We start from the raw sequence: 18,312 nt of genomic DNA, 5'->3' as shown, positions 1-18,312 counted from the left end.
ACTTCCAAAACATATTAAAATGAACAACAATATCCAGGAGACACCAGCCGATCCAAGCATAGACTTAGCAGAAGAGTCCGTGTTGAGTATCGAATCGCTGAACGTCGAGTTTGAAACTAACCGTGGACCACTAAAAGCACTTCGGGACATTACACTCTCAATTCAACGGGGAGAGACCCTCGGAATTGCCGGAGAGAGCGGGAGTGGGAAAAGTACATTAGCAAAAGCTATTCTGCGATACCTAAGCAGCAATGGACGTATCACTGAGGGAGAAATTGCGTTCAAGGATCGCTCTATGAGCGAACTCTCGGAGAATGAATTGCTCTCTATTCGGGGAAATGAAATTGCACATGTGCCACAAGATCCGAAAAAATCACTGAACCCAAGCATTCGCATTGGCGAACAAATCGCAGAAACGATTCGTCTCCACCAAGACGTTACAAAATCTGAGGCAAAAGAGAAAGTATATGAATTGCTCGAGGATGTGAATATCACAGACCCAGAATATAATGCTGACCGCTATCCACATGAGCTGTCCGGCGGTATGCAACAGAGAGTGCTTGTTGCAATGGCACTTTCATGCAGTCCCGAATTACTAATTTTAGATGAACCTACGACCGGCCTAGACGTCACTACTCAAGCAAAAATATTGGATTTGATCAAAGAGTTGAAAGAAGAGTATAGAACTAGTATCATGCTGATCACGCATAATCTCGGTGTCATCGCAGAGACGGCGGACCGCGTCGGCATATTATATGCAGGAGAAATCATGGAACGTGGCCGTGTGAATGATGTTTTCACGACCCCCTCAAACCCTTATACACAAGGTCTACTCGCAGCATTACCACAGGTCACACGGGAAAAAACGTTGAAAGCGATTCCAGGCCATCTTCCTGATCTAACAGACATCTCAACAGGCTGTATTTTTGCAGACAGGTGTGAGTTTGCTACTAACGAATGCAAATCAGAGAACGTCCATGAAGTCCAAGTGTCCTCAAACCCACCGCATACTTCTCGGTGCATTCACTGGGAGCAAGCGCAATCAAATCCCACTACGATGGGCGGCGAAAAGCACACAACTAATGACATTGGTGAATCACTTCTTGAAGTTAAAAATATTTCGAAGCACTTTGATGACTCTTCCTTAATTGACCGCATCTTCGGTAGCAGCAACCCTGTGAAAGCGGTTAATGGGGTTAGCTTTGAAATTCATGAATCAGAGACTCTTGGAATAGTTGGGGAAAGTGGATGTGGGAAAAGTACACTCGGTAAAACACTCTTAAAACTGCTAGATGCGACTTCTGGGACCATTCGATTCCGTGACCAGGAAGTTACGTCGCGCTCGGAACGTAATCTCCAGCAGTTCCGCTCTGAATGTCAAGTCGTGTTCCAGAACCCGGATTCCAGTCTCAACCCGAAGAAAACTATTTATTCGACCCTGGAGCGGCCACTCAAACTGTTTACCGATCTATCGCCCGAAGAGCGAGAAGATCGGATTATCCAACTTCTCGAAGATGTCGATCTCGGGATCGAGTTCGCTTCAAGATATCCTGCTGAACTCTCTGGAGGTGAAAAACAACGTGTTGCGATCGCTCGAGCGTTTGCTGCGAATCCCTCGTTTATTGTGCTTGATGAACCCGTATCAGCACTTGACGTTAGTGTACAGGCCAGCATATTGCAACTATTGGAAGAGCTACGTGACGAATATAACACCTCATACTTATTTATTAGCCATGATCTTAGTGTAATTAATTATATCTGTGATCGCGTTGCGATCATGTATCTTGGCGAAATAATGGAGGTCGGGACGAAAGCTGAAATCTTTGAGCCCCCATACCATCCATATACACGTGCGTTGTTATCAAGCATTCCTTCAACTGATCCATCTGAAAAGATGACTCGGATACGGTTAGATGGCGATGTACCAAGTCCACGGAACCCTCCAAGTGGCTGTCCGTTTCAAACACGTTGTCCCCAGAAAATTGGTGATGAGTGTGAAGCGAAGCACCCTCAACTTAGAGAAGTTGATCCCTCCGAAGATAGCCAACACAGAGTCTCATGTCTATTAGACAAATCTGATATGATGTCCGACATCAACCAGAAGGAAAATAATCCAGATAATTAATTCCACCCCGCCCGCAGAGACCACTCAATTGATTTGAATGTTATCAGGATATCAACTTGATGATGATTGTACAACAACCGGCGTTTTGATAACAAACAGCTATTGATGTCATTTTTCGGCAATATATTTTAACATGGGTATTTATTATGTCCACCATCGAATTATACTTGCATGACAGACAAAGCTAGACAAACTGGTGCAGATTATTTTGTCAATGCATTGCAAGAGTATGGGGTCACACATCTCTTTGGAAACCCTGGGACAACAGAACTACCAGTGATGAACTCACTAGCGGATTCAGAACTTCAATACATTCTTGGGTTACATGAAGATATTGCTGTCGGTATGGCAGCAGGCTATGCGAGTACAAGGAGATATCACTCTCATCATAACCCGGAAATAAACCCTGTGGGAGTAGTAAACCTTCATATCACTCCCGGTCTTGCTCATGGACTTGGAAATCTATATGGATCTATGTTTGCGAATGCCCCGTTAGTTATCACAGCTGGAAACCATGATACAGGATTTCAACACGAGGAACCGATTCTTCATGGAAACCTTGTACGCATGGCGGAGCAATTCACGAAATGGAGTGCTGAAGTCAAGGATGTCCAATCACTTCCAACAATGCTTCGTCGAGCATTCCGAGTTGCCCGAACACCGCCAACAGGTCCAGTTTTTCTTGACCTTCCGCTCGATGTGATGACTGCCGAACTAAGCAGTCAGGTAGAACCACTCGGAGATATACCAACAGCTGGATGTGGCGCACCCGAGAATCTTGAGCGTGCAGCAAAACATCTCATCGATGCAACTGAACCAATACTAATTGTTGGTGACCACGTAGCACATTCCGGCTCACAAGCGATCGAAGCCGTGGTTGATCTGGCTGAAACGACAGGCGCCAGAGTTCATGGAGAAATCCTTTCAGCCGAGGTCAATTTCCCTTCCTCACATGAGCAATGGGCATCTTTCATCTCTTCAAGAGAGGAAGGTGCGGCTAAAGCTATGGAGGCGGACACATTGGTATTTATCGGTTGTTCGACCCACACAACCGAATTGAAGCACGAAAATCCACTTATTCCTGATAATGCCACTTGTATTCATCTGGGACACGATCCGTGGCAGCTGGGAAAGAATTTGCGTTCTGACGCCACTGTGATTGGCGACCCTGGCTTGGTAGCGCAAGAGTTGAACGAAATGGTGGCGAATAAATTATCTGACAACGAAAGACAAAAACGGCTTCAGACCACAAAGCAGGAGATAGAATCAAACTGGGCCTCTAAAGAAACCGATTCGATGAGTGAGGAAGAACTCATATCAAAGGATGGTCTAATCAAAAATCTTCATGAGTTGACGCCTGACGCTCTCTTGGTGAACGAAGCTATAACAACTGCCGCTTCAATTCGGACACAATGGGATCTCCAGCCGGAACATCTCATCTCTAACAAGAGTGGCGGTCTCGGTTATGGGTTACCAGCAACGGTTGGCGCCGCAATTGCAGAGAAAGAAGGGCCCTGGTCTCGGCACGTAGTTGGGATTATTGGTGATGGTTCATATCTCTACTATCCAAACACTCTCTATTCAGCGTCTCGCTATGACATTGATCTCACTGTTGTGGTGCCAGATAATCGTAACTATCGGATTTTGAAAGATAATATGCAACGGATTTTTGATGGATCTGAGAACGATTACGAGTATATTGGCATGGATTTTGAACCGCCAGTTGATATACCTGCAAATGCTGCGAGCCATGGAGCAAAAGGACGATTTGTCGAGTCTCCATCAAACCTTTCGACCGCTCTCAAGGGCGCATTGTCTGAAGATGGGCCATCGGTAGTTGATGTATTAGTTCAGGATTGAAAATGTTGGCTGGCCTACCTACACACGTGGTTAATAACGTGTGTTAGATGTGTGATCCTAACTAGCTAATCGTCGCATCGTCTCAGTGAACACCTTTGCTCCTCCGATGACGTCGGACCACTCGGTGTACTCTGCCTCATTATGGGTTTTCCCGTCGACGCTCGGGACAAAAAGCATTCCAGCATCTGTAATCTCGTTCAAGTAGGATGCATCGTGACCTGCTCCACCAATCATCTGCTGGTGTGGAATGTTGAGCACATTTGCAGCCTCTAGTGCGGATTCACGAACAACTGATGAGAACTCAGTATGCGTAATTCTCCAAATTTCCTCGAGATCATACGTAGTGTTTTCGCGTGCACACGCTGCATCCAGTTCGTTTTCAACACACGAGACCAGTTCGGCGACTGCGTCGTCGTCATAACTACGTACGTCAACAGTAAATTCGGCTGATGATGGAACTACATTAATTGAACCTGGACCAACCTCGAGTTCACCGACGGTCGTCACTACATCGTCGGCTACACGACTAGATAACCTTCTGACATTCAAGACCACGTCAGCGGCCGCGACGAGTGCATCTTGCCGGGAATAAACCGGGGATGGCCCTGCATGATCTGACTCTCCGTGAACCGTTGCTTCGAGCCACGCCATCCCATAGATCCCATCGACAATACCCACGGCGACTTCGTTGTCCTCGAGAATCGGACCCTGCTCGACGTGTAGCTCAAGGTAGGAGTGAATTTCTTCACGCGGTTCACACGACTCGTCGCCACGGTAACCGATCGCCTCGAGCGCTTCCTCCACTGTCACACCGTCAGCATCCGTCTCTGCCAGAGTTTTATCAACACTAAACTCGCCAACGAAAGTCCCACTCCCCATCAAAGCGGGTTTGAACCGTGATCCTTCTTCATTTGTCCAGTTGACGATCTCGATCGGTCGTTCATGTTTGATCTCTTCATCTTCGAACGTACGAAGTGCTTCCAGGGCCGTCAGTACGCCAAGTTGTCCGTCGAACCGACCACCATACGGTTGCGAATCCAAATGTGAACCGACGAGCACTGGCGCGGCGTCCGGGCTCTGTCCCTCACGCCTGCCGAATATGTTTCCAATCTCGTCGATTCGAACCTCAAGTCCTAATTGTTCAAGGTCTGAGACGAACTGGTCTCGAACACGTGCATCCTCCTCAGAGAGTGTTAATCGGTGAAGTCCGTCGTTATCTGTCTGTCCAATTGATGAGTACGTTTCAAACGTTTCTCGTAATCTAGTAGTGTCAATCTCTACCATGTGGTCAAACAGGGACGGTACACTGCTAAATGTTCTGCCTTCTCTTATTATCATAACATCAAATATTTCCCGTTTAGATACAATAATAGTCACTACTTAGGTCGTCTATTCCTATAGTAAGCGTTAGAAATAATTGCTCACTTTAGGTACAGTGAGTTGATCAAGAGCGGCATCGATCGCTGTTGTGAGTTCACGAAGTAAGTCAAAAACCGGTTGCTAAGCGCTGATTAAGTTGTCTCTAGTACTCTTCGACCGGATTTGGCTCTGGAGAGCACGCCGGCAACCTGACGAGGGTGAGGTCGTCACGGGTCGCTAGGTCCGTGCCGGCTGACGTCTGAAAATACGGTGCTCTATCCAGCACAATGATCAAGCCATCCTCGAACTTTCATATATTGTGGAAATGAAATTTTTGCGTGATCGGCAGTCACGTACTCTTCGAATCGAAAAAAAGCGATCACCGTCCTCGGTGATTGCGCCCAAGAGACACGTCCAGTCGCGTTGCCCAGATAGTTTGATAGTTGGCCACGTGCCGCGTGGTTTCCCTGTGGCACGCGGCTCTACTTGAACAGATTTCTTGGTCTGATCGATACGGACTACTGTGGCGTCCATTTCCCGCCGCTTTGTTTAAGTTCATCGCGGAACGTTTCTTGCTCACCAGCATCAGATTCAACGACTGTACGGCGTGGTTTCTGATAGCTCAATCCCGCTTCTTTGAGCAACCGTCGGCAACTCGGGATTGAGTATTCGACATCGTATGTCTCGTTAAGATACTGTTGGACCAGCGCCGGCGTCCACGTCGGCGCACCAAACCCAACTTCCGCAGGCGATTCGTGGACAGTTTCTTCGAATTCTTCTTGCTCACTTTCTGAGAGCTTTCTCTTTCTCCCAGATCGGTGAACATCAGTAACGGCCTGCTCAAGCGATTCGTCGGTGTCGAGTCGCTTGAGCCAGCTATAGATTGTCCGTCGCTGAACGCCGTACCATTCGGCTAGTTCAGTCTGTGTGAGGCCATTTTTGTACGCTATTGCAGCTAATAGCCGTTGTGTCGGCTTCTTTCCCTCCACGTTGCCGAGGGCATCTTGTAATTCCTCGACAGAGATTTTGTCGAGATGGTCCACTGCGTTTAACGACAATTCCTGAGTAAACAGTTCTAACGGTTACTATAGAAGTTGGGTGAGAATGGCAACGAATACTCTGTCATCGTCTTTGTTCAGAGGATCCTGGAGAAAGACAAAAATCAGATGTCTATTACAGATACCTGTAACAGACATTCGAGATGGCTACATGTGCTACTCATGTGGTGGGTTTGGTAGCAACTCAGTATAATTCGAGGACATTCCAGTCTGCAACCCAGCTTATACGGGGCGCATTCCCCCTCTACCACGAAAACTGAGTAGACGATCAGCGTTCATCCCCTGACTCAAGGCAACCAGCGGAAGCGTTATTACGAATTATGCATAACTCATAATAAGATGTCGCAGTCTACGACTCCGTCTGAGGTGCCAATTGAGCAACTTCGAATGCTCGTTGATCTGCTGGAAAATCCGACACTCGCTCGGATCTATACTTACGTCCTACAGACTGATGGAGCGACTGTCGAGGACATGATTACCGATCTCGAGATTCCCCAGGGAACGGCCTACGATTACGTGAGAAAACTCGAGGACGCCGGTCTAGTAACGAAGACACGCGAGGAGCGACCATACGAGTTCACAACTGAGCCACTCTCGATCACATTGACGACGGATGGTGAAGCCCGAACGATCACTGCCGAACTTGTCGATGCAGTTGGTCGTCGTGAACGAGACACCGATATTGACGTCTACCTTGATCGCCATGGAATGGACGGCTTGGCAACTGCCCTCGAGTACGCTCACGAATATATCGATGGCACTGTTAACCACCGAATCATGGCCCGTGAACTTGATGTGTCTCCGATGGAATCTGAAATCATTCTTCAGGCACTCGAACCAGTGGTTCTCCAGCACCGAAACGACGAATGAAGACGGCGTATATCGTAGATACAGGTGTATTCATCCGTTGTGGTGGACCAGACACTACAAAATATCAGCAACTACGCAATGCAGTCCGCCAGGCAGGAGTCTCGCTATGTATTCCCCAATGAGTGCATCTCGAGTTAGGAGGTGAGCCTGAGGATGAGTACTACCCCTCGAGTAAGATACCGTGGCAAGAGGGCATCGAAGAGGGATGGATTGTTGTAGCTGATGAACTTACATATGAGAATCCGCTTGTCTCCGGCATCATGGATGCTGCCAGATGATTCATTTCGAATGATACAGATCCTCCGGAGGATCTCATCGAAAAAGCGGATACAGCTCTTATTGGTCTTGCAGCAATGCTCCTCGACAATGGTGAAGCCGAGCGAGTCGTTTTTTGACGACAGACAAACCTGCAGGCCGGGCCGCAGAGACGTTGCTCCCAGAGTACGTTTTTTCAGAGCAAATTGAATATCGATACGTGAGCGCAGAATACTTAGGAAGAATGACCACAGCCGAATTTTCGGCATAGTGGGTGAAGTATTTCGAAGCCAAGCTCCGAGGTACTTCACATCAAATAACAATGGCTAACAGGCATTTGATGGGATTCACCTGCCCTCTGGCAATGGCGCTGAAAGCAGGTAGGATGAGGGGGTATGCCAGATTCCCCCCCGGCGGCGAGTAATGGTGGGATGTTTCTTTATTCACAGCAACCCTCATGGGCTGCCGAGCGGTGCGAGAGGGTACGACCGCCGGACTGTATCAGGTGGGAACGATACTGTTCCGACCGCCGCCTCTAGTATTTGACGGAAGACCCAGTACGTCCCCGTCATCTCACCAGTCTATGCTCGTGCTTGTTAATGTTTCGCACACGGTGTTCTCTAATGAGATTGCTCGTTGCGGATCACCCATTCGTCGATAGGAACAAACGAACTGCCCTCCGAACGATGGTTGCCCTTTACACATCTCGAACAGTCACATGAGTAGAGACGGAACGGACACGTATGAGCAATGGTGCGGGGAGCCCACGAAATCCGGTCGGCGGCGAGGCAGATCCATTTGGTGGTGACGACGTTTTGCCGATCGAGAAACAGCGACGGGCCCACCAATTCCTCACGCAAGAAACCCGCTACCATATCATCCAAGCCGTGCTTGGGCATCCAAAATACTTGGCGACGCTCGACGAACTCGAATACCTTGTGCCCAAGAACCGCTCCACTATTCGGGAGCACCTTGACCGGCTTGCAGAGAAGCAGGTAGTGACGAAGTACAAATACCGTGGAGATGAGGCCGGACAAAATGATCCACGGGAGTTCTGGGGGTTCACCAGCTACGGGATCACCCTCTTAGATGAGTACAGCTACCTCCGGTACGTCCCAGTTCTGCGTGCCCTACAGGAAAATCTCTACCTGACTAAGAAAATCGAACGGCATCAGGATGCGCTCCGACCAGACCTGCCAGAAGACGTGAGTGAAGCCCTCAAAATTCCAGATATAGACGACGAAACAGAGGCAATGATCGATGACGTGCTCACTGCCCGAAAACGCGGTGGTAGCCGACTCTTCGATGCACCCCCTATTGAGCCGGATGAAGACGCCGAGACCGAAGACGGTGCCGACCGTCCTCTCGACGAACTCTTCTAGTCCTCTGGCTGCTATCGAATTACATTTGTTTGCGTCCGTCCGCCCATTTCTAGGCGACACGGACAAGACGGTGAAGCCTCGGGGGCTTGTCCCCGAGGTACTTCACAGGCGGGGCGTCGTCGTGGACACTGGCCAGTTGTCGAAGTGGTCGGGTAACTATCTAGTTGGCCGTGTGACCACCCCATGCTGGTATCGAGTACTTATAACTACCTTGCTGAGCGGACGGTATGGATAACGGGACAAAAAACGAGTCATCACAAGGGGGGCTTGTCGACATTTTGCGACGACACGTTAGACGTAGGTGGCTCGTTCAGCGAGCGATCGGTCTTCGTATGTTGCTTGTTGCCGCTCTCGTGGTCGTATTACTGGGAGGGGGGATCATCGCACTTGGGGGGACCGCTGTCGGACTCGGTTCGGACCTCTCGATCGACTCCGAAACACCGGTCGAATCGGACGGGACGATCACCGTTTCCTACAGCTATTTTTCGGGCTCGACCGTAAACTTTGGAATCGAGGACAGCGAGGGAGACCGAAGTGGAGTGATTCAGACAGAGAGTTTTAGCGAGACGTACACAACGGAAATCGACTTGGTAGATGACTTCAGAGGAGGTCCACCCGCCGACGGTGAAGCAACTGTGTTCGTTACTGGAGGCGGTAATTTCATAGATTACGGAAGCCCAGACGACACGGCGACGTTCATCATAAACAGCGAGGGGCCGACAATTGAGAACCCATCTCCCGGGGATGGCTCGATCGTCGACGACCCCGAACAGTCGTTCACTGTTGACCTCGCTGACAAAGGGACGACTGTCGACGAGGACTCGATCGACGTTTCCGTGACTGACGCCGATGGATCGGTGCTCACCAACGCCGGACTCGACGATGGAGCCGTCACTTACAGCGACGAGACGCTGACGATCGATCCACCAGAATCGTACTCCGACGGGCCGGTCACTGTAACGATCGACGCAGCCGACGAAACCGGCGAGGACGCCGAACAGTTCACCTCGACGTTCGAGGTCAACAGGAACCCCGGACTCGAGACCGTCGATGTTGCTGCCGACCAAACGGTCGAACAAGGTTCGCCACTCGAGATCGACCTCGAGAACGCCGTCAGCATCGTGGGCAGTCCGTTTACCGGCGAGGCCGACGTCACGTTCGGCGTCGACGCCCTCGACGGTCAAGACGAATCGGTGACCCTTGAAGGGGTTTCCTTCGACGAAAACGGCGCGGCGACCTCACTCGAGGTGCTCGCCGACGGGGCGACGACCGCGCTCTCGGCCCAAACCGAATCGGTCGCCGTGAGTACCGAGCTGACCGATGATACCGATAGCATCGAGGTAACGGTCGAAGCGGTTCCTGACCGGATTACGGGGACCGTTCTCGAGCCGGACGCGATCGACCCTGGCGAGTCGGTGGCCATCGAAGCACAGGTCCTCGACACCGCTGGTGATGGGATCGACGGAGTAGCGGTAACGCTCGAGACGGACGGGGGTGGCACGTTCGACGAGGAGACGGTCACGAGCAGCGAGAACGGCGTGATTACGGGTGCGTACACCGCCGCCATTCAGGACGCAGACGGCGAGGTTACGGTTACGCTCGACGCTGATGGCGCAATCGCTGATGACGGTTCCGTAGCTGTCAATCCCGTTTCCGTCGAGTTCGCACTCGACGAGTCGGCGCTCAACGCCGACGGAACCATCGATGCGGTTAGCGGTGGCGAGGCAAACACGGTCGAGCTGACCGCGACGCTCACGAGTGAGAACCCGATCAACGGAGTCCCGGTCTCATTTTCGCTTGATGGTGTCGACGGCCAGTTGCTCAACACAGCCAGCGAGACTGACGAGCACGGTGAGGCGACTGTCTCTTATGAGGTCGGCGACGGCGACTGGGAGACGGACGTCGAGGTCGGCGTCGAAGTCGACGCGGACTCGACCCTTTCGGCCTCCCAATTAATCGAGGTCTCCGAACCGGAGCTGTCGATCGAGTTCACAGCGGAAACCGAATCGATCAACCCAACGGGTGAGAACGAACTCACCGCGACGGTGACGTTCGAAGCGCCGTTTTCGGCGGACAACCCCCAGGAGGGCGTCGCCGTTGGCTTCTCAACTGACAACGAAGCCACACTCAGCGATGTCGATGGGAGTACCGACGAACACGGGACCGCCAGCACGACGTACAGTCCCGCCGAAGACGACTTTGGTGAGGACGTTACCGTCACCGCGAATCTCCCCGACTCGAGCGGCCAACCCGAGGATCAGGCGGTGTTTGCAGTGGACAATAACGTCGTGATCGATACTACCGTCGACCTCGCGGTCGACGCGCCCGGCGGCGTTGCCATTACGGTCGAACTGCAGGACGAAGCGGGGAATACGGTCACCACTACTGAGGCTGAAACAGTCAATGGCGACGGCGAGGTGTCCGTGATCTTCGGCGAAGATATCGTGCTCGATCCGGGTGAGTATGCGATCGAAGTAACGGATGTCGACGGGGGATACGAGTCGGGTGTGGTCGAGCATCTTGACGATGCTGATGGCGACGAGACGGTAGTTCTCGCGCTCGAGGCAGACGACGTGACGATCGCCGTCGACGGCGAACTCGAACTCGACGCGCCCGAGGACGGCTTCGCGCTCTCCGTGGACGTGGCCGTCCCCGGCAGTTCGGACGGTTCAGCGATCCTTGAACTCGGTCGAGGGGTTAAACAGTTCGAGAAGACGCTCACGGATATCGGCGCGATCGACTTTGGCGATCAGTACACCGTGACGGTCGATGCTGTGGGCTACGACGCAGCCAGCACGACAGTGTACGTTCCGCCTGGCGAGACCGACAGCGTCGACGTCGGACAGCTCGATGCCCAAGACGGGGCGATCGAGGCCGAAGCACGGCTGAACATCAAGGCACCGACAGACGCCTTCGAAGTGACGTACGAACTCGTCGGCGAGGACATTTCGGAGACAGTTCCCGTCGACGAGGGCGAGACTGCGGTCGACCCGGTCGTGTTCGACGACCTCGACCCCAGCTCGGAGTATGAAATCGACGTGAGCGCGGCGGGCTACGACGGTGCCAGCCTGCCAGCCATCGCGTTCGATCCGGGGCAGACGACGTCAGTCGAGTCGGACCTGCTCGAACTGACAGCGCAGGACGGAACCGTCTTGCTCGACGCCGAACTCGATACCGACGCACCGAGCGGTGGCATCAACGTCACGTACGACGTGGGTGGCGACTCCGTCACCGTCGAGTTTGCAGAAGGCGAGACGACACGCTCCCAGCCGGTCTTATTCGAGCCTGTCGAACCGATGAACGCCGACGAGGTATTCTCGGTGTCGGTGAGCGCCGATGGATACGAAAGTACCGTCGTCGAGACGTACGTCGCCCCCGGTGAGACGGTGACACTCGATGGAGACGACCTCCTTCTCGAGGCCGAGTCAGCCACCCTCACCGCCGAGGCCGACCTCAACGTGACCGTTCCCGATGCCGTCCTCGAGTTCGAACTGCGTGACTCGAGCGAAACGGTCCTCGAAATGGAGCAGGTATCCGTCCATGACGGCGATAGTGACGTTGTCATTGAGTTCGACCCCGTCGATGCGCTCGGGTTCGACGACGAGTACACCGTGGCGATCTCGGCAGACGAGTACGAGACGGACGGTGTCGAAGCGACGGCCGAGGCTGTCCCTGGTGGTGTGGAAACGGTGACGTTCGAGGACCCCCTCAAACCCGTCAATTCAACCGTTACCGTCGACGCAACACTCGAGGCAGCTCCCGGTGAGGAGACCGATATCGAGTTCGTGCTGCGAAACGCTGAGACGGACACCGAACTGGCGTCGACAATCGAATCGGCTGGGGCCGCTACGACGGACCTCGAGACAGTGGCCTTCGACCTCGACTTCACCGATGATGACGTCGGCGTCGAAAATGACTACGAGGTTGTCGTCTCCGCTGTCGGTGGAAACGAGAACTACGAGCCAACAGACGTGCAGTTCGGCGAACTGCGACCCAATGAGCACGAACTCGCCGACGATGTTGTCCTCACGGCTGCGGCTGCAACGGTTGATGCACGGGCGACGCTTAACGCCGAACCAGGCGAGGAGACGACGGTGACGTTTTCCCTGGTTGATACTGTGGATGGGCTCGTCGTCGATGAGAGCGAAACCACCGTCGGCGGAGACGAAATCGAGACCGACGAGGTGACGCTCACTGCAGCCTTCAGTGATACGGACGTCGAGACTGGATCCTACGAGGTGATGGCTGTGGCGACCGGTGGAAACCAAGCGTACGGGGCGGATACGATTGCCGTCGATCAAGTTCTGGCACCGGGTGCCGAGCGCACAGTTGAAACGCTATCGCTCGTGCCGGAGCCAGCGACCGTTGAGGTCGACGCCGGCCTCGTCGTCCCACCGGGCGAGGAGACAATCGTCGAGTTCGAACTCCTCGATGCGACTGGTGAGGTAGTCGATCAGAACAACACTGTCGTCGACGCTGAAGCAAACGGGACAGCCCTCGTGATGGTGGCAGCTGACTTCGATGCCGGTGCCCAGACGGGGACCTATACCGTAAATGTCGATGCCGTTGACGGGAACACCGAGTTTGATGCAGCCGAGATCGACGTGGGCACCCTCGTCGTCGGAGCTGAGGTCGATGCCACAGAGACGGTTGAACTCGATGGTGTGGGGTCGATCGTGGGTTCGGTGTCACTCGCTGATGGGACCGCGGCAGTGTTCGACGACGATGACGAAGCGCTCGTCGAGATTACTGCCACGACTGACGCACACAACGAGTCGATACTGACGACCGTCGCGGTCGATCAGTCGGACGCCACGTACGAACTCGAGGACGTCCCGTTCGCCCACTACAACCTCTCCGCGCTCGTCGTCGAGACGGATACCGGCGAGACGACTGACTTCGATATCGACGTTCTCGGTGGCGACGAGGTGACGGTTGCTGGAGAGGCGACCGACGGCCTGAACTTCGAGGCGGCGGGTAACGGAACCGTCGAGGGCACTATCACGTTCGATGAGCGAACCGAGGGCGCACTCGACACGCTCGAACAGGACGATGGTATTACATTCACAGTCGCCCTCGAGGGGGAACACGGGGTGAGCGAGACGCAATCGGTCACCATCTCGGGTGGAACTGCCGCCGGAGACGTCGAGTTCGAGGGAGTTCCGTTCGACGAGTACGCGGTCGCCGTCGATGTCACGGAGACTGACCTCGGACTCGCCGACGACTTCGACCTCACGTTTGCCGACGGAAACACCGTTACACTCGATGCGTCGACAGCCCGGTTCAGCGATGTCGAGGCAGGGGCAACGGGTACTGTCGACGTTCAGGCTGGCATTACTGCTGGCATCGGTGACGTCCTTGCGGATGGCGAACGCATCGAACTCACCTTCACGTTCGAAGACAAACTCGAGGAGCGACGAACGACTACCATCGACGTCGGGATGGACGATCTCGATTCGGAGCCAGCGAACGATACGATTGAGCTTCCGTACGGGACGGTCAACACCACCGCAGTGGTGACGGCGACCGATGTCGGCACCGTCGACGACTTCGATGTCGACACGAACGAGATCGAGTTTGTTGGCGATCGGACCGTCCTTGACAGAGGCACAGAAACGACCAGTGCGCTAATTTCTGGCGAGGGTGCCTTCACAGGGTCGGTAACAGTCGATACCGGCACCGCTGCCGTCCTCGACGATGGTGAACTGACCCTCGAAATCGAAGCCAAAAGCGAGACCGAAGGAGAACGCAACGCAACCGAACTCACGCTCAATTCGACTGCGACTGACGGCGTCGCCTATGAGTTCGAGGAGCTTCCGTTCGCTCCGTACACGGTCTCGATCGACGTCCTCGAGACGGCCGTTGGAGAGCCGAGTGATTTCGACATCAGCTCAGAAGTCGTCTCCGTGATCAGTGCAGAGCAAACGGCCGCCGGATTCGATATCGTCGGTGAAGGAACTGTTACAGGTGAACTCTTCTTCGATAACGAAACAGCCAGCCAATTCGAGGACGATGAAGAGCTCGAGGTCTGGATCTCTGCTGAAAACGAGTCCGAATACATCACCTCCCACACAATCGACGGGAACGTCACCGAACAGGATCCGAGCGAATACACGCTTGCGGCGCCGTTCGGTTCGCAGAACGTTTCTGCAGCGATCAACGGCACCGACGTCGGATCGAGCAATGACTTCGTTGTGGTAGTCGACGATGGTCCAACGGCGATCACGCTCAACGACTCGACTGTGAGTGGTCCGGTGTTCGTGATCGAACCACGTCCCGCCCCGTCCTTGTCCACTGGACCGACGAGTTCGATCTCGGGTGACGTCACCGGCTTCGTTCGAACTGGGGATGATCTCTCAGCGACGGTCACACACAGTGAGCACGGTGACGGCTCCCAGTCCAGTATCGATATCGTCGCATCTGCGGGTGGATCCGTCGACCTCGAGTTCGTCTCGGCGGACGGGGTGGAGTCAGGTGAGGTCAGCCTCGACCGACTCGAAATGCGTCTCGCCAGTGACGTCGACGATCGCTTTGAGGTTCGTCAGGGCCCTACGCTGGATTCCATCGGGGCTGAGTCACCGTCACTTGAGGCCAACACAGACGCGATCGGCTACTTCTCTGTCACACACGACGCTGCTGGCTCATTTGCGGAGACGACACTCACGGTGACGGTCCCTGAAGAGATCCTGTCCGACTACAATGGGACGGCATCGGATCTAACGGTCTATCACCACGTCGAGAACGAGTGGACGCCACTCGAGACCGCAGTTGTGGATGAAATCAACGAGGCGGTCACGATTGAGGCCACCACGTCGGGTTTCTCTGCGTTCGCCGTTGGGCTCGACAGTGACGAGACCGACGCAGAAGACGACTCTGAGAGTGACGCGGCTGACGACGCTGACACTGACGAGGACTTCGCTGATGACGCGGCTGATGATGTCGAGACAGGAGACAGTCCCGATGACGACACTGATAGCGTGCCAGGATTCAGTGTCGTCGTTACACTCCTCGCCGTGATCGTCGTTGCACTCCTCAGACTGCACCGAAACGGTACGGCAGGTTCACGGTCACCACCGTCGTTTCGGTAGCTGCGGGATTATAGGGAATACAAGAAAAAACCGCACGGCTTTAGCCGTGGGCTAATACTCCCTACCAGTTTCAGACAATCTCTGTAGAATGTTGAAAACAGATATCTATTACAGATGGCTGTAACAGATAATCGAGATGGTCGCGTGTGCTACTCATTGTAGTGCTATTGCAATCTCCTTGGCACTGGGATCGGGGTCAGTACTACTGCCATTCGCGGTCTCGTCGAACATGATGTCGGGTCGTTTGGTATGATGGATCACCTCCCGCTGAGCTCGGCCAGTTCCCCTTCTGAACGTTACCGTGTCCCAGCCGGATCTCGAGACGAAGACCTCTGATTAAAGCTATCGATCGTCGATCTCTGCGAACTCCATCGGATCGATCCGGGTCACGATTCCATCGAAGTCGTCGTCGAAACTCAGGACAACGTCAATATCGTGGCGTCGACACAGTGCGACCGTCGTTGCATCGGTGAAACTTAACTCCTGATCGTCGTACTGCTCGAAAACGTCGACGGCATCGGCGAAGACGGCAGCCGAAACGCGAAGTATTTCGTAGGTCGACGGATACGGATCGACACCGCGCAACTTCGAGCCGAGTTCCTTCGCCGGCGTGAACAATCCGCTTCGCATGAGTGTCAGCGTCACGGCTTCGTCGTAGATGTAGTCACTCACGTACGGCTGTCCGAACTCGCCGTCGTAAACGCTCTCGAGAGCGTCAGTAGCTGCATCGTGTCTGGACGCATCGAGGTCCTGCTCCGCGTAGAGTACACCCGTATCGATCAGTACCGTCATCCGTACAGCACGTCGTCGACATCCGTTTCATCGGTGTCGACACCGGATCGGAAGCGACCGCGACGCATGGTCTCCTTTTCGCTCTCCGAGAGCGGGACCGTCGACTCTCGGAACGAATTGATGACCTCGTCACGTGATTCGTACGCACCGTCAATGATTCGCGTGAGGAGTTCCTGTTGGGTGACGTTCCGTCCGGTCTGCAGTCGGATCTCCGCCTGGAGTTCCTCAAGCCGTGACTTCGCGTCCTCGTCGACCTTGACGGCTGTCGCCATACTCGTCAGTACCGTCTGTAACTGGGTAAACGTTTCTACGATCCGTCGATCGATGGATCACTGGCTCTGGTTCGCTCTCCTGGCCGATTCGTATTGAGTGTACTAGATCTGCTACCAAGTCAGCCCCCTGTGAACCGCCTCGGGAGCAAGCCCCAGACATTCGCCTTGCTTATCTGTCGACTCAGAATTGGACTCTCAATTCACACAAAATAACAATGGCTCACAGACATTCGATGGGATTCACCTGCCCTCAGGCAACAGCGCCGAACGCAGGTAGGGTGGGGGGTGAATGCCAGATACCCCCCAGCGGTGAGTAATGGTGGGATGTCCTATATTCACAGCAACCCCTGTGGGCTGCCGGCGTTGCGAGAGGGTATGATCGCTGGACTGTATCAGGTGGGAATGATACCATTCCGACGGCCGCCTCTAGTACTTGACGGGAGATCCAGTACGGCACTGTCTAGTTCTGCACCTCCTCGATCGGCGTCTTGCCGTCGAGAGCTTGGTGCGGTCTCTGGCGGTTGTAGTAATGCATGAATTGCTCAAATCATTCGCGTGCACTCGCCCGACTGCCCACCCACGAGTTTTGGAAGCGGTCGATCCGCATTTTGAGGGTATGAAACCACTTTTCGATGAGGTTTCTCTCGGTAGAGTTGACCCGACCGCTCAACCCTAATCGTGCAAGGGCAGTCCGGTAGCCGAATTGATCTACGAGAAATACGGTGTCGGAGAGATCGTATTTCTCGTCGAGTCGATGCAGAAACGCAGCTGCCGGATCGGTGCCATGCCGACCAAACAACGCGACATCGAGAATCAGCTTCGTTTCGGTGTCTATTGCAGCGTACAGCCAAGACCACTCGCCATTGATCTTGACAGCAGTCTCGTCAACCGCGACCCGCTTCGGCTGCGCCTCAGGCGGGTCGCACCCGCTGTCAGCCAGCCGATGTACCCAGTTCCAAACTGCCCCATGAGAGCGTTCAACACCTAATTCTGCCAAGATTGTAGTTGTCTCGTGGGGTGAACAACCGGTTTCGTGGAGGCGGACAGCGAACGCTCTGACGGGCGTCGCCGTCCGCTCGTTCTCCCAAGATTCTTCTAAATCCGTGTCATAGCACTCGCTGAGCAGGTCTGCGAGCGTTCTAGTCCAATTCACTCAACGACCTGCTCGTTCCTCAAACTGGTTCAACTAGACAGTGCCCCCAGTACGTACCCGTCATCTTGTTAGTCTATGACCATGCTTGTTAATATTTT

Annotated in this window: 8 protein-coding genes and 3 pseudogenes; 6 read left to right on the top strand and 5 right to left on the bottom strand. The window is 53.8% G+C overall.

Annotation, left to right across the window (positions count from 1 at the left end):
• Positions 1-19: 19 nt before the first annotated feature.
• Together NATTI_RS25745 and NATTI_RS25740 are read left to right on the top strand one after the other, a co-directional pair.
• A complete protein-coding gene (locus NATTI_RS25745; protein ID WP_081603681.1) occupies positions 20-2,125 on the top strand; it encodes a dipeptide ABC transporter ATP-binding protein in 2,106 nt (701 codons plus the stop codon).
• A 171-nt stretch (positions 2,126-2,296) separates the two neighbouring features.
• Positions 2,297-3,985 carry a thiamine pyrophosphate-binding protein gene (locus NATTI_RS25740; RefSeq protein WP_006092025.1) on the top strand — a complete coding sequence of 563 codons (1,689 nt, stop codon included), beginning with the start codon at positions 2,297-2,299 and terminating at the stop codon, positions 3,983-3,985.
• A 57-nt stretch (positions 3,986-4,042) separates the two neighbouring features.
• Here NATTI_RS25740 and NATTI_RS0121700 read toward each other — a convergent pair whose 3' ends face one another.
• Both NATTI_RS0121700 and NATTI_RS25735 read right to left on the bottom strand, forming a co-directional pair.
• Positions 4,043-5,269, bottom strand: a complete 1,227-nt coding sequence (locus NATTI_RS0121700; RefSeq protein ID WP_019992138.1) for a Zn-dependent hydrolase — start codon at positions 5,267-5,269, stop codon at positions 4,043-4,045.
• 123 nt (positions 5,270-5,392) lie between these two features.
• Positions 5,393-6,387 (bottom strand): annotated as a pseudogene (locus NATTI_RS25735) (IS630 family transposase).
• Positions 6,388-6,741: 354 nt separating this feature from the next.
• Here NATTI_RS25735 and NATTI_RS0121690 point away from each other — a divergent pair.
• The 4 genes and pseudogenes from NATTI_RS0121690 (at position 6,742) to NATTI_RS0121675 (ending at position 15,997) form a co-directional block, all read left to right on the top strand.
• Positions 6,742-7,272, top strand: a complete 531-nt coding sequence (locus tag NATTI_RS0121690) for a DUF7437 domain-containing protein (protein ID WP_027119261.1) — start codon at positions 6,742-6,744, stop codon at positions 7,270-7,272.
• Between the two features lie 875 nt (positions 7,273-8,147).
• A pseudogene (locus NATTI_RS27440) lies at positions 8,148-8,228 on the top strand (type II toxin-antitoxin system death-on-curing family toxin); the annotation flags it as partial.
• Positions 8,229-8,270: 42 nt separating this feature from the next.
• A complete protein-coding gene (locus NATTI_RS0121680) occupies positions 8,271-8,909 on the top strand; it encodes a helix-turn-helix domain-containing protein (protein ID WP_006092020.1) in 639 nt (212 codons plus the stop codon).
• A 635-nt stretch (positions 8,910-9,544) separates the two neighbouring features.
• On the top strand, positions 9,545-15,997 hold the full coding sequence (locus NATTI_RS0121675) for a PGF-pre-PGF domain-containing protein (RefSeq protein ID WP_161606827.1): 6,453 nt from the start codon (positions 9,545-9,547) through the stop codon (positions 15,995-15,997).
• A 342-nt stretch (positions 15,998-16,339) separates the two neighbouring features.
• Here the strand turns inward: NATTI_RS0121675 and NATTI_RS0121670 are convergent, their stop codons facing one another.
• From NATTI_RS0121670 to NATTI_RS0121660, 3 genes and pseudogenes are all read right to left on the bottom strand, one after another.
• A complete protein-coding gene (locus NATTI_RS0121670) occupies positions 16,340-16,789 on the bottom strand; it encodes a type II toxin-antitoxin system VapC family toxin (RefSeq protein WP_006092018.1) in 450 nt (149 codons plus the stop codon).
• Positions 16,786-17,061, bottom strand: a complete 276-nt coding sequence (locus NATTI_RS0121665; protein WP_006092017.1) for a hypothetical protein — start codon at positions 17,059-17,061, stop codon at positions 16,786-16,788. Before NATTI_RS0121665 ends, NATTI_RS0121670 begins: the two co-directional genes overlap by 4 nt.
• Before the next feature lie 460 nt (positions 17,062-17,521).
• Positions 17,522-18,214, bottom strand: a pseudogene (locus NATTI_RS0121660) (IS6 family transposase).
• Positions 18,215-18,312 lie beyond the last annotated feature (98 nt).

Origin of the sequence: Natronorubrum tibetense GA33 (genome assembly GCF_000383975.1) — an archaeon.
In the GTDB taxonomy this organism is placed as follows: Archaea; Halobacteriota; Halobacteria; order Halobacteriales; family Natrialbaceae; genus Natronorubrum; species Natronorubrum tibetense.
Note: the sequence above shows the minus strand (reverse complement) of the source record. Positions and strands in the feature narration are given on the sequence as shown.

What these genes read in the sequence shown, in the direction of transcription:
- NATTI_RS0121670 (WP_006092018.1), bottom strand. Translation starts at nt 16,789, where the DNA reads ATGACGGTACTGATCGATACGGGTGTACTCTACGCGGAGCAGGACCTC.
- NATTI_RS0121680 (WP_006092020.1), top strand. Translation starts at nt 8,271, where the DNA reads ATGAGCAATGGTGCGGGGAGCCCACGAAATCCGGTCGGCGGCGAGGCA.
- NATTI_RS0121700 (WP_019992138.1), bottom strand. Translation starts at nt 5,269, where the DNA reads ATGGTAGAGATTGACACTACTAGATTACGAGAAACGTTTGAAACGTAC.
- NATTI_RS25740 (WP_006092025.1), top strand. Translation starts at nt 2,297, where the DNA reads ATGACAGACAAAGCTAGACAAACTGGTGCAGATTATTTTGTCAATGCA.
- NATTI_RS0121690 (WP_027119261.1), top strand. Translation starts at nt 6,742, where the DNA reads ATGTCGCAGTCTACGACTCCGTCTGAGGTGCCAATTGAGCAACTTCGA.
- NATTI_RS25745 (WP_081603681.1), top strand. Translation starts at nt 20, where the DNA reads ATGAACAACAATATCCAGGAGACACCAGCCGATCCAAGCATAGACTTA.
- NATTI_RS0121665 (WP_006092017.1), bottom strand. Translation starts at nt 17,061, where the DNA reads ATGGCGACAGCCGTCAAGGTCGACGAGGACGCGAAGTCACGGCTTGAG.